This window comes from Streptomyces sp. CB03234 (genome assembly GCF_001905885.1).
GTDB lineage: Bacteria > Actinomycetota > Actinomycetes > Streptomycetales > Streptomycetaceae > Streptomyces.
On the sequence record NZ_LIYH01000010.1, the window covers coordinates 1 to 11947 of the forward strand.

Consider the following 11947-nt stretch of genomic DNA (forward strand, 5'->3'; position numbering starts at 1 on the left):
CTAGAGCGTGTCTCTTTGACCCGGTAGTCAGTTGATCGGATGTGTCTGTCCGCTTAGTGATCACTGACGCGATGTGGGACCGGATCGAGCCGCTGATGCCGGCCGATCCGGTCCGCGGCCGGCGATGGGCCGACCACCGCCGCACCCTTGAGGCCATCGCGTGGAAGTACCGCACCTGCTCGCCCTGGCGGGACCTGCCGGACGAGCTGGGACCGTTTCAGACCGCCCACAAGCGACTGATCAGGTGGGCCGTCGACGGCACCTGGGAACGGATCCTGGCCGCGCTGCTGGCAGCGGCCGACGACGCTGACGACATCGGCTGGACCGTATCGGTGGACTCCACCGTCTGCCGTGCCCACCAGCACGCCGCTGGCGCCAGGAAAAGGGGGCGTCGAGCCGGGCCGAACCTGCCGACCATGCGCTCGGACGGTCCCGCGGCGGCCTGAGCACGAAGGTCCACCTCGCCAGTGACAGCAGTGCACGGCCTCTGGCTCTCCGCGTCACCGGAGGCCAGGCGGGTGATGCCCCGGCTTTCGAGACCGTCATGGCGGGTATCCGCGTTCCGCGCACCGGTCCCGGGAGACCGAGGACTCGGCCGGAGGCCGTGCTAGCTGACCGCGCGTACTCATCCCGCGCGATCCGAAAGCACCTCCGCCGCCGCGGGATCCGGGCTGTCATTCCTCAGCCATCCGACCAGGTCGGCCACCGTCTGAGGCGAGGCCGCACCGGCGGGCGCCCGCCCGCCTTCGATGCCGAGGCATACAAGCAACGCAACGCGGTCGAGCGATGCATCAACCGGTTCAAGCAATGGCGCGGCCTGGCCATGCGAACGGACAAGCTCGCCATCGCCTACCAGGCCGCACTCCACCTCGCCGCCATCCTTGTCTGGGCCCGGCGATAGCCCGTCCCCATGGCATTCAGCTGCGGGGATGCTTCACTTGCTGGACAACTGAGACTGTCGGGGAGGGTGTGTGGAAGAGCCAGGATTCCGAGTGCTGCTAACGGGACCAGGAGACAGGAAGACGGAGGCGCTCCGCGCGATCCGAACGATCACCGGCCTCAGCCTCTGGGACAGCAAGCTCCTGCTGGACAGTGCGCCCGTAGCGATCACAGAACCCGACTGGCTCGAAGCCGCCCAGAACGCGGCCGGTGTCCTTGAGGCCGCAGGTGCCCACGCAACAGTGCTCTGCGACTGGTGCGACCGCACCATCACGCGAGTGGCCAGCCCGGTTGACCCGGCCCCGTGTAGTGGGCCGTGGCCTCCCGAGACCTGTCGGGCGAGTTGCCCACCGGCAACGGACTGGGTGCGGCCACTGCTGACGGACTCAGAGCCAGATCTGAGAGACACGCTCTAGGCGTCCGGCTCGGGCCGGGCGTGCAAGGAAGGAACCCATGCAGCTCCACCTCGCTGTACCTGTTGTTCTCCTGGCGTTGCTCCTTGCAGCTTCCGGCGTGGCGGCGGTTTCCCGTGGCTGGGTGCTCCCCACGAACCGACGGCAGGTCCGCCGCCCTCGTCTCTACGGGACGGGCCAGCTGATACTTGCCCTCGCCTTGTGCTTGCAGGTGGTCCCGTTGCTGGTGCTCAGGCACTCCGGCATTCGTCAGTTGGGGACTCTCTTTGGCAACGTGCTCCTGCTGACCGGCATCATGGTGATGATGGCGAGCCATCGCACGGGCCGTGATCGGCAGGGCGGCACGCTCTGAGGAGGACGGGCGCGGACCGGGGGACGTACGCGGCCTCCCGTGCCGTGGCATGCGGTCTGCCCCCGCTGTCCCCCACTGTCAAAGATTCTGGTTCGGCCAGTCCAGCAGCCGGGCACCGATGACGGCGGTCTGGAGCGTGTAGCGGTGGACGGGGTCGCCGGGGTCGGCGCCGGTCAGCTTGTGAATGCGCTCCAGCCGGTACGTCGTCGCCCGCACACTCAGGGAGAGCCGCCGGGCCGCCTCGGCAGCCACGCAGCCGGTGTCGAAATACGCGGTGAGCGTGTCGATCAGCGGCTGCGCGCCGCCGCGGGCCTGCTGGAGCGGACCCAGGACGCTGCGCACGAGATCGGCCATGGCCTGCCGATCACGTGTGAGGACGGGGTACACCAGAAGGTCAGCCGCGTGCAGCACGGGCTCCTCCAGGTGCATGCGGGTAGCGAGGTCCAGGGCGTTGAGCGCCTCCTCGTAGGACTGGACGACGCCGCCGACGCTCGGATGGGGGCGGCCGATGGCGACCCGGCCGCCGTCGGTGGCGGCGTACGCCTGCTTGGCGAAGAAGGTCAGCACGTCGGACTGGTCACCCGGCGCGATGCAGATCAGCCGGCCGTTCTTCGTGGTCAGAAGGATCCGGCGGTCGCCGAAGCGGGTCATGAGGGACACCTCGACGCTCCGGGTGACCGCGTAGCCGTCGTCGTACGGCTCTGGGCCCTGAGCCACGGCCACCGCGTAAGCGTGGGACAGCAACAAACCGAAGCGCTCGGCCTGTTCGGCAAGGCGGCCGAGGTCGCTGCGCCCGTGGAGCAGGTCGTCGATGAACTCCCGCCGGGCCGCCTCCTGCCGCCGTACCGCGAGCCGCTGCGCCCGCTCGTGGCCTTCCGCGAAGGCGTCCACGGCCTGCTCCACGGCCGGCAGCAGGTGGTCGGCGGCCGCTCCGCGCAGCTGCGCGCGCACGTCCTGGGCGGCGGCGAGGTGCGCACGCACCAGAAGGCGCAATCCGATGCCGGCCTCTGCGGCGCGCTCCCCTTGAGCCCGCAGCGCCTCCAGCTCGTCGCGGGCAAGCCGCCTGCCCGTGGCGCAGGAAGCGGCAAGTATCTGGGCATACCCCGCCAGATACTCCTCGACTGTGTCCTGTTCCGCCATGACCCCTCCCCGTTCTTGACGCGCCGATGACGCCTTTCTGACGCGTGGACGTCAAGGGTGGCATGCCGGGTCGGAAGGGCTGCCACCGGCATCCAGGAGCTCCAGAGATTGCCGGTGGGCGGCAATGCGAACGCGCGTGCCGCACTGCCACCATGCACCCGCCGAGGCCAAGGACCCACAAAGCTCACCACCAGCATGGAGACCACCTGCTCACGCCCGCCCGCGCGCGGCACCGGACCGACGAACAGACACCGCCCCGCCGGTCGGAGACCGCAGCTGCGTACGTCCGCGCGAGGTCTTCGGCGACGCGGTGACGACAACATCGGCCGGGCGACCGCCGCGCGCGGCGTGGAAGCGAAGCCGGAGCGGCGGTTTGGCTACTGCTCCTGGAAGTCGACGCCGACACCCCGTCCAGGTGGTCTGCCGGCAACCGCCGCCCCGTGCAACAGCCGCGGCCAGTTCTCTCGACCACCGACCGAAGGTAGTGCTGTGTCCGTACCTCACTCGCCGTACCCGCACCAGCATCCCGTACCTGCTCCAGCGACCCTGAACGCCTTCGCGGTCGCTGCGTTGGTGACGTCCTTGCTGTGCCTTGCTCCGCTGGGCGTGGTCTTCGGGATCGTCGCGCTTGTACAGATATCCCGGAGGGCGCAGCGGGGCAAAGGGCTCGCGGTGGCCGGTGTCGCCGTCTCCGGGGCGGTGCTGCTGCTTCTGGGCATCGCCGCCGCGGTGGTCGACGTCAGGGTGTGGGCGCCTCCCGCCCGAGGCGCGGACGGCGAGGTCGTGAAGCCCGGCTGGACCACGTTCCACTCCATCGGGTCGGGCGACTGCTTCACCCCGCGGTCCGGCCTCCCAGGACGGGACGGACCACCGACACCCGGCACGGACGTGCGGCTCCTGCCGTGCGACGCACCGCACCGAGCAGAGGCTTACGCCACCTTCCGGCTGCCTGAGCAGGACCGGGCCCCTGGCCGGGACGAGGTCGTGGCGATCGCCCGGCCGCAGTGCGCGAAGTTCTTCCTCGATTACACGGCCGACCCCATCGCATTCGGTCCTTTGCAGACGTACTTCTTCCACCCGGACGAGCGGGGTTGGGCCGCCGGGCAGCGCCGCGTCCTGTGCTGGGTGGCCCGCCCGGGGAACGCCCTGCTCGACTCCTCGGTACGGCTGGACGCTGCCGGCCTGGACGCTGCCCAGGCGGACTACCTCATGGCGTTGAAGCCGCTGAACAGCGAAGGTGTGCTCCGCCCGGCCAAGAGTCCCCGGGACGACCTCGCCGACGCCAGAGCATGGGCCGCGCGCATGGCCGAGGCGCAGGCCGAGACGGTACGGCACCTGGAGGGCGTCGAGCTGCCCGGCGGAGCGGAGCAGGCGAAGGCGCGGCTGGTGGCGGAATTGAAAGCGGGGGTTCCGTTCTGGCTGCAGGCGGCCAAGGCCCCGGACGCGACGTCCTTCCTCGGACATCTCCGCTCGGTGGACAACCACTCCGGAAACGCGCACACCCGGCGGATCCGCGCTCTGCTGGATCTCCCCACGCCGACCGCACTGCCGCCGCAGCCCAGTACCTGATGGCGCTGGCCCGGCGAGCCGTCGTCAGGACGGCAGGCGCGCGGCGTCGTACTGCTTGCGCCACTTGTCGATGAGCGCGGTCATTTCGCGCTGCATGAAGGCGTAGAAGTTCTGCATCTCGTCGAGTCGGCGACCGGCCGTGCTGTCCCTCCCCGCCGCCTTGATGCCCTCGGCCGCGGCGTCACCCATGGTGGCGAGCAGGGCGTTCTGATTGCTCATCAAGGTGGCCCACGCGTGCTCCCGGAACCGGTAGTGATCGCGGCGGCTGCCGGGGGCGGGGACGCGCTCGATCATGCCGGTCGGGACGAGCTGCTTGACCGCGCCGGAGACCGCGCCGGAGCTGATCTGGAGCACCTCGCAGAGATCGGCCGCAGTCATGGTGTCGTCCTGGCTGAAGAGGAGGGCGGTCATCACGCGGGCGGTGGTCTTCCGCATCCCACCCTGGGCCAGGGTGAGCGCCAGTTTCTCGGCGGCCTCGCGCAGCTGTCCGTCCGTATGGTCCATGACTCCTACGGCTCCCGCCGCGGTCTGACCGGCCTGACCCTGGACGTCCGGGCCGGCGAGGTCTTCGGCTTCCTCGGCCCCAACGGCGCGGGCAAGTCCACCACCATCCGCCTGCTTCTCGACCTGATCCGCCCCACCAGCGGAACCGCCACCGTCCTCGGTTTGGAGCCCCGCGCCGATGGCCTCGCGCTGCGCGGCAGGATCGGCTACCTGGCCGGAGACTTCGTCTGCGACGGCCGCCAGAAGGTACGCAGCTACCTGCGGTTCCTCGCCGCGCTGCGTGGCGGCGTCCCGCAACAACGCGTCGATGACCTCGCCGACCGGCTCGGACTGGATCAGAACGCATGGATCAAGAAGCTGTCCAAGGGCAATCGTCAGAAAGTCGGCCTGGTGCAGGCGTTCATGCACCGGCCCGAGCTGCTGGTGCTGGACGAACCCACGTCGGGGCTTGATCCGCTGGTCCAGCAGACGTTCCTCGACCTGGTCGCCGAGGCGGCCGCCGACGGCCGGACGGTCTTCATGTCCAGCCACATCATGAGCGAGGTCGAGGCGGTGGCCGACCGGGTCGGCATCATCCGCGACGGCCGTCTCGTCGCTCTCGACACCGTGGCCGACCTGCGCGCCGGAGCCGTACGGAACATCGAGGTCACCTTCTCCGCACCGGTGCCCCGGACCGCTTTCGCGGGCCTGCCCGGCGCCGACCGGCTATGCCTCGACACCGCGGGAACAACCCTGAGCGGCCAGGTCACCGGCAGCCCGGACGCTCTGATCAAAGCCCTGGCCGGCTACACCGTCACCGGCTTGCGCGCCACCGAGCCCGCCCTCGAAGAGCTCTTCCACTCCTACTACTAGGGCGCCGAAGCCGCCCCGCGTACCGCGCCCGTCCGAGCCGCGTGAGAAAGGCCGCCACCATGAACACCGCCGTCTTCACCAAGTCCCTGGCCGACAGCCGTCGCAGCCTCGCCGGATGGGCGCTGGGGACAGCAGCCGTCGGCATGACGTACGCCAGCACCTACCCCTCGCAGCGGGAACACGGCAAGCCTCCCCGAGGCGATGCGCGAAGCCCTGCACATCGACGCCACCGCCGCCGGCTATCTGCACGCCGGCGTCTTCGGCGTGATCCTTCCGCTGCTCGCCACGGTCTACGGGGTCGTGGTCGGCTCCCGCGCCATCGCGACCGAGGAGGAGTCCGGACAGCTGGACCTGCTCCTGGCCCATCCCCTCACCCGCGCCCGGCTCGCGTGGCAGCGCTTCGCGGCCCTGGCCGCCGGAGCAGCGGTGGTCTTTCTCCTCGTCTGGCCGGCCCTGCTCGCCATCCGCGACAGTGCCCAGCTCACCAGCATCACGCCCACCGAATTCCTCGCCCAATGCCTGAACCTGGCCCTGCTCGCCATCACCTTCGGGGCACTCGCCCTCGGCATCGGCGCCGCCGGAGGCCGCCGTGCCGTCGTCCTGGCGACCGGCGCGGCCATCGGTGTCCTGGCGTACACCGCCAACACGTTCGCCGCGCAGCTCGGCGCCGACTGGATCGCGTACCTGTCCCCCTTCCACTACTACATCGGCGGCGAACCGCTGAAGAACGGCTTCCAGTGGGCCGACGCGACGGTTCTCGCCGCCGGTGCCGCCGTCATCGTCAGCGCGAGCATCCTTCGCTTCAACCGTCGGGACCTCGGCTGACCACGCACGTTCCTTACGAGGACCGTGGGACGGCCCCGACAAGGATCACGTCGAAATGCACTTCTCCCAGGTAGGGTGACGACCTCTGGGCGGTTGACGCGGCCAACGGCGGCGGATGACACAGCACGTAAGACAGGGACAGGGAAGGCCGACCGCGGTGGCAGGACGCGCGACACGGGTGTGGAAGTCGGTGTTCACCGCTCACCCGGCCCGTACGGTCGTGATGGCCTTCGCCACCGTGATCCTCATCGGAACCGGCCTGCTGTCCTTGCCCGTGTCCTCCGAGGAGAGTGGCGCGACGGACGTCGTGACCTCGTTGTTCACCTCGACCTCGGCCGTCTGCGTCACCGGCCTCGCGGTGGTCGACACCGGTACGTACTGGAGCGGCTTCGGCGAGGGCGTCATCCTCGCGCTGATCCAGGTCGGCGGCTTCGGCATCATGACGATGGCCTCGCTCCTCGGCCTGCTGGTCTCGGGGAAACTCCGGCTGCGGATGCAGCTGACCGCCGCGGCCGAGACCAAGAGCCTGGGCATCGGAGACGTACGCCGGGTACTGCTGGGAGTCGCCGGCACCACCCTCGCCGTTGAACTCGCCGTCGGTGCCCTCCTCGCGCTGCGCTTCCGCTACGGGTACGGAGAATCCATCGGCCAAGCGGTGTATCTGGGCTTCTTCCACGCGGTGTCGGCGTTCAACAACGCCGGCTTCGGACTGCACGCCGACAGCCTCACCCGATACGCCCAGGACCCGTGGGTGACGCTCCCCATCGCGGCGGCCGTCATCCTCGGAGGCATCGGCTTCCCGGTGCTGCTGGAGCTGCTGCGTCATCGCCGGCGGCGGCGTACCACCGGCCGTCGGAGCTGGTCACTGCACACCAAGCTGACGCTGATCACCACGGCGGTCCTGCTCGTGACCGGCATGGTGCTGACATGTCTGCTGGAGTGGGGCAACCCGGGCACGCTGGGCCCCTTCGGCTGGGGCCACAAGCTGATGAACGGCTTCTTCCACTCCGCGATGAGCCGTACCGCCGGCTTCAATTCCCTCGACATCGGTGCGATGGAAGCCTCGACGCTGCTGACGACCTGCGTGCTGATGTTCATCGGCGGTGGCAGCGCCGGCACCGCCGGCGGCATCAAGGTCACGACCTTCGCCGTCCTCGCCGCCGCGATCGTTGCCGAGGTACGGGGCGAACCCAACTCCGCCATACTGGGCCGACGCCTGGAACCGCACGTCCTGCGCCAGGCCCTGACCGTGGCGCTGCTCGGCGTGGGACTGGTGATGGCGGCCACGTTGGTGCTGCTGACAATCGTCAAAGCGCCGTTCGAGGCCGTGCTGTTCGAGGCGGTGTCCGCCTTCGCGACCGTCGGGCTGTCGACCGGGATCACGGCGGACGTGCCGGTGTCCGGGCAGCTGGTTCTCATCCTGCTGATGTTCGTCGGCCGACTTGGGCCGGTCACCTTGGTCTCGGCGCTCGCCCTGCGTGAACGTACCCGCCGCTACCAGCTACCCGAGGAGCGACCTGTCATTGGGTGACTATCTGAACGCACTGCGCCGTCGCCGCCGCACGCGGCTTGCCGAGCAGCCCCCCGAGGCGAGCGACCAGCGGGTCGCCGTGATCGGCCTGGGCCGGTTCGGCAGCTCGCTGGCCCACGAGCTGACCCGGCGCGGCTGGGACGTCCTGGGCATCGACACCGACACAAGGCTCGTCCAGAGGCACAGCGACGCCCTCACCCATTCCGCCGTCGCCGACTGCACCGATCCGGAGGTGCTGCAGCAGCTCGGCGTGCACGAGTTCACGAGTGCGGTCGTCGGTATCGGCACCGATATCGAGGCGAGCATCCTCGTCACCTCCAACCTGCTCGAAGCGGGCGTGCCCAACATCTGGGCCAAGGCGATCAGCCGCCAGCACGGCCAGATCCTCGAACGTCTCGGCGCCCACCATGTCGTCCTGCCCGAGCACGAAATGGGTGAGCGAGTGGCCCACCTGGTGACCGGGCGGATGCTCGACTTCATTGAGTTCGACGATGACTACGCCCTGGTCAAGACGGTGGCACCGGCCATCGCCACCGGCGTGCCGCTCGGGGAGAGCAAGGTGCGCAGCAGGTACGGCGTGACCGTCGTCGGCATCAAGCGGTCGGGCCAGGACTTCACCTACGCCACCGCCGAAACGGTGGTCGAGAGGGACGACGTCCTCATCGTCACCGGCAAGACCCGTGCCGTGGAGGCTTTCGCCGAACTCAGCTGACAGCTGGGTCGTTCCGCCGGGCGTCAGTCCACGTGGACCCGTCAGACCAGCGCACCGACAACCGGCGCGGGCTACTGACCCGCCCGAGCGCCGTCGGCGGCTGAACGACAGGGACCGTCGGGGCAGGGCGGGCGGGCGCACCGGTGGCGTCCGCCCGCCGCCGGCCGTCACTGACTTGCGGGCACCGTGTCCTCGAAGGTCGTGCCTGCCGCCCGGTAGGCGGCGATCTTCGTGGCGACCTGGGCCGGAGTCAGTACCTGGTCCTTGACGTGCAGCACGTAGTCGACTTTCTGGTCGTAGGCGCGGGGAGTGGTGCTGGTCTGGCCCGCCAGGCCGATGAGCCATTGGTTGAAGTTGATGGACATCGGCCGTTCGGGCAGGTAGCGGGCGTCATGACGGCCGAACTCCTGCCCGTCGACGTAGTAGGTGATGTTGCTGTTGTCGATGGTGACGACGAGGTCGTGCCAGCCGGCGTAGCTGGTGCGTGACTCCGAGTGCTGGTTGACGGCCTCCCAGGGGTCGGGCCGGTAGGTCTCCCACGACGTGGCGTAGAGGATGTTGGCGGGCTCGCCCCAGCCGCCGTTGGGCAGGTACTCGAAGTCGTACTCGGCGTAGTCGTCCGCCATCGGGGCCTTGAGGTCGTTGATGGTGAAGAACGTCTGCACGACGCGGTCGCCGTCAGGGCCCGACTTCGGCGCGTCGGAGAAGCGCACCCGGGACGCGTAGGTCCCGTTCTTGAACTTCGTCGCCTTGGTGAGGACTTCGGTGTGCTTCGTTGACTCGGGCGTGCCGGCTGTCGAGGTCTCCAGGTTCATGATCGAGTTGGTCCCCTCCTTGGCGAAGGTGACGTTCTGCGCCGCCCAGGTCGCGCCCAGCACCCCTGGCCCGCCCGCGTTGGACCGCACGCTCCAGCCGTGCGCGCCGATCGCCGGATCGGTGTGCGAGGTGTAGTTGAAGTCGTCGAAGAGCGTGGCGCCCCCGGTCGGCGGATCGGTCGGGTCCGGACCGGGCCCCGGGTCGTTGCCCTCGGGCGCCGTGCCCCACACCGGCGTACCGCCGACACTGGCGGTGACCTTGGACCAGTTGCCGTACGCCGTCTGGGCGGGCCCGAAGGAGTAGTCGTCGTTCTGGTTCAGCGGCTGCCAGTTGGAGCGGTGGAAGCGCAGCTGCATGTCACCGGTGTCCGCGCCGGGCGCGAGAGTGCCGGCGCCGGCCGTGAAACCGATCTCCAGGTAGCGGTCGGCGGTGGCGGTCGGCCGGGCCAGGGTGCCGAAGGTGCCGGTGATGTTGGCGCAGCCCTTGACCGCCCAGGAACAGGCGAAGGTGTACGAGGCGCCGGCGTCGGCCTTGAAGTAGTACCGGATCTTGACCTGGCTCAGGGAGACCGGGGCGCTGCCGGTGTTGACGGCCTTGAACCAGGGCTCGGCCTGGTCGCTGCCGGCGGAGCTCTGCCGGTACTGGACTGTCAGTGACTCGCCGGCGGCGGCAGCGGGCGCCGCCGACAGGGTGGCGCAGCCGAGGCCGGCCACGAGGGCGGCGGCCAGGGCCGCGCGTATCCGTGTGGTGCGCGCTCTCTTGCTCGTGCTTGTGCTGGTCACCTGGTGGTCCTCTCAGGACGAAGGATCGCGGAGGGGCGGCTCGGCACTCCGAGAGCGTCGAGCCGGGTTCGGTGGTGGTGCAGCCGGGCCTGGAATCCGGGCCAGTCGCGGCCGCCGGACCAGGCGGTGTCGGCCAGTGCGCACAGCCGGGGGAAGGCGAGGTACTCGGCGTGCGCCGCGGTGGTGACGTACTCGGTCCACAGCTGCGCCTGGGTGCCCAGCACCCGAGCGGCGGCTGCCGCCTCCCAGTGGGCGGGGGCGGGTTCGGTGGCGTACACGGCCGGCAGGTCGACTGCGTCGCCCGCCTGGCCGGGCGGTTCGTCGGGGTGGGCGGACTGCGGGTAGTCGAGGTATGTGGAGCGGTGCGGCGCCATGATCACGGGCTGGCCGCGGCAGGCCGCCGCCAGCCCGTGTTCCTCGTCGCGCCACGCCAGGACGGCGAAGGACTCGGGCAGGTCGCGACCGGTCTCGGTCCATCCAAGCGGCCGCCTCCCGCGCCCGGTCAGGAAGTTCCCGATACGCTCCATGAACCACCCGTGGAGTGCGTCGGGGCCGTCCAGCCCTTCCTGGGCCACGCGCCGCAGGGCGGTGGGGGAGCGGTGCCATTCGGTGGTCGGGCACTCGTCGCCACCGACGTGGATGTAGGGCGAGGGGAAGAGGTCCATGACCTCGTCCAGTACGTCGCGGCAGAAGACGAGGACCTCGTCGGTGACGCCGAGGACGGTGTCGCACACCCCCCAGCTCTTCCACACGTCCAGTCGCCGCTCGGGGAAGTTGCCGAGGTGCGGGTAGGCCGCCAGGGCGGCACGCGCGTGGCCCGGCATCTCGATCTCCGGTACGACGGTGACGCCCCGCTCGGCGGCGTACGCCACCAGATCGCGCAACTCCTCTCGGCTGTACGCGCCGCCGTGCGGCACCCCTGCGACCTCCGTGAGCCTGGGGTACGCCGCGACGGGCATCCGCCAGCCCTGGTCGTCCGTCAGGTGCAGGTGCAGCACGTTGAGTTTGTGCAGGGCGAGCAGGTCGGTGAAGCGCCGCAGGAAGGAGACGGGCTGGAAGTGGCGGGCCACGTCGAGCATCGCGCCGCGCCAGGCGTACCGGGGCACGTCCGTGATCCGGACACCGGGGATGGACCACCGCACCCCGCGTACCGGTTCCGGCCCGAGGGCGGCGACGGGCAGGAGCTGCCGGATGGTCTGGACACCGTGACGCAGCCCGGCGGCGCCCGCGGCGCGCAGCAGCACGGCTTCGTCGCTGACGGTCAGGCCGTAGCCTTCCGCGCCGAGGCCGGTGAGGCCGGGGTCGAGGACGATGACGATCCGGCCGTCCGGGGCGAGGGGCAGTGGCAGACCGGTCGCGGGGGCCAGCAGCGTACGCAGCAGAGCGGCGGCGGGCCCGGCCCCTGGGGTGACGCGGATCGCCGTGGTGTCGTCGAGGGTGAAAACCCCGGCGGACCTGCTGAGTTCGGAGGGGGCGGGGACGAGCCCGGGGTCTGTGGTCGGTGGGAACACG

Annotated in this window: 12 protein-coding genes; 8 read left to right on the forward strand and 4 right to left on the reverse strand. The window is 70.1% G+C overall.

Going from position 1 to position 11947, the window contains the following annotated elements; genetic code table 11:
- Positions 1-71: 71 nt before the first annotated feature.
- The 3 genes from AMK26_RS35975 (at position 72) to AMK26_RS34130 (ending at position 1704) form a co-directional block, all read left to right on the forward strand.
- Positions 72-901, forward strand: a protein-coding gene (locus AMK26_RS35975) for an IS5 family transposase (protein WP_426525884.1) whose coding sequence is annotated in 2 segments (ribosomal slippage) — positions 72-393 and positions 393-901 — 831 coding nt in all. Because the reading frame shifts where the segments join, the coding sequence is not laid out codon by codon here.
- A 91-nt stretch (positions 902-992) separates the two neighbouring features.
- Positions 993-1355, forward strand: coding sequence for a ribosomal protein L7/L12 (locus AMK26_RS34125; protein WP_073759968.1), 363 nt, complete (start codon positions 993-995; stop codon positions 1353-1355).
- Positions 1356-1392: 37 nt separating this feature from the next.
- Positions 1393-1704, forward strand: coding sequence for a hypothetical protein (locus AMK26_RS34130; protein WP_073759970.1), 312 nt, complete (start codon positions 1393-1395; stop codon positions 1702-1704).
- Between the two features lie 78 nt (positions 1705-1782).
- Here AMK26_RS34130 and AMK26_RS34135 read toward each other — a convergent pair whose 3' ends face one another.
- Positions 1783-2844, reverse strand: a complete 1062-nt coding sequence (locus AMK26_RS34135) for a PucR family transcriptional regulator (protein ID WP_073759972.1) — start codon at positions 2842-2844, stop codon at positions 1783-1785.
- A gap of 489 nt (positions 2845-3333) precedes the next feature.
- Between AMK26_RS34135 and AMK26_RS34140 the strand changes: the two genes are divergently transcribed.
- Entirely contained in the window at positions 3334-4413 is a 1080-nt protein-coding gene (locus tag AMK26_RS34140; protein ID WP_274536143.1) for a DUF4190 domain-containing protein, read from the forward strand.
- A gap of 24 nt (positions 4414-4437) precedes the next feature.
- On the opposite strand, the gene AMK26_RS34145 is transcribed toward AMK26_RS34140, so the two are convergent.
- Positions 4438-4917, reverse strand: a complete 480-nt coding sequence (locus AMK26_RS34145; protein ID WP_073759974.1) for a GbsR/MarR family transcriptional regulator — start codon at positions 4915-4917, stop codon at positions 4438-4440.
- Between AMK26_RS34145 and AMK26_RS34150 the strand changes: the two genes are divergently transcribed.
- From AMK26_RS34150 to AMK26_RS34165, 4 genes are all read left to right on the forward strand, one after another.
- The gene (locus tag AMK26_RS34150) at positions 4909-5769 is read left to right on the forward strand and encodes an ABC transporter ATP-binding protein (RefSeq protein ID WP_073759976.1); all 861 of its coding nucleotides are present in this window, start codon (positions 4909-4911) and stop codon (positions 5767-5769) included. The genes AMK26_RS34145 and AMK26_RS34150 overlap by 9 nt on opposite strands.
- A 201-nt stretch (positions 5770-5970) precedes the next feature.
- On the forward strand, positions 5971-6594 hold the full coding sequence (locus AMK26_RS34155; protein ID WP_198944242.1) for an ABC transporter permease subunit: 624 nt from the start codon (positions 5971-5973) through the stop codon (positions 6592-6594).
- Between the two features lie 157 nt (positions 6595-6751).
- On the forward strand, positions 6752-8125 hold the full coding sequence (locus AMK26_RS34160) for a TrkH family potassium uptake protein (RefSeq protein ID WP_073759979.1): 1374 nt from the start codon (positions 6752-6754) through the stop codon (positions 8123-8125).
- The gene (locus tag AMK26_RS34165) at positions 8118-8837 is read left to right on the forward strand and encodes a potassium channel family protein (RefSeq protein WP_079277978.1); all 720 of its coding nucleotides are present in this window, start codon (positions 8118-8120) and stop codon (positions 8835-8837) included. The genes AMK26_RS34160 and AMK26_RS34165 overlap by 8 nt, the downstream gene beginning before the upstream one ends.
- A 167-nt stretch (positions 8838-9004) precedes the next feature.
- On the opposite strand, the gene AMK26_RS34170 is transcribed toward AMK26_RS34165, so the two are convergent.
- Positions 9005-10435 carry a cellulose binding domain-containing protein gene (locus AMK26_RS34170; protein ID WP_073759981.1) on the reverse strand — a complete coding sequence of 477 codons (1431 nt, stop codon included), beginning with the start codon at positions 10433-10435 and terminating at the stop codon, positions 9005-9007.
- Positions 10432-11946, reverse strand: coding sequence for a beta-N-acetylhexosaminidase (locus AMK26_RS34175; RefSeq protein WP_073759983.1), 1515 nt, complete (start codon positions 11944-11946; stop codon positions 10432-10434). Before AMK26_RS34175 ends, AMK26_RS34170 begins: the two co-directional genes overlap by 4 nt.
- Position 11947 lies beyond the last annotated feature (1 nt).

Coding starts and splice junctions, on each gene's coding strand:
- AMK26_RS34130 (WP_073759970.1), top strand. CDS start 1,393: ATGCAGCTCCACCTCGCTGTACCTGTTGTTCTCCTGGCGTTGCTCCTT.
- AMK26_RS34135 (WP_073759972.1), bottom strand. CDS start 2,844: ATGGCGGAACAGGACACAGTCGAGGAGTATCTGGCGGGGTATGCCCAG.
- AMK26_RS34150 (WP_073759976.1), top strand. CDS start 4,909: ATGGTCCATGACTCCTACGGCTCCCGCCGCGGTCTGACCGGCCTGACC.
- AMK26_RS34145 (WP_073759974.1), bottom strand. CDS start 4,917: ATGGACCATACGGACGGACAGCTGCGCGAGGCCGCCGAGAAACTGGCG.
- AMK26_RS34155 (WP_198944242.1), top strand. CDS start 5,971: ATGCGCGAAGCCCTGCACATCGACGCCACCGCCGCCGGCTATCTGCAC.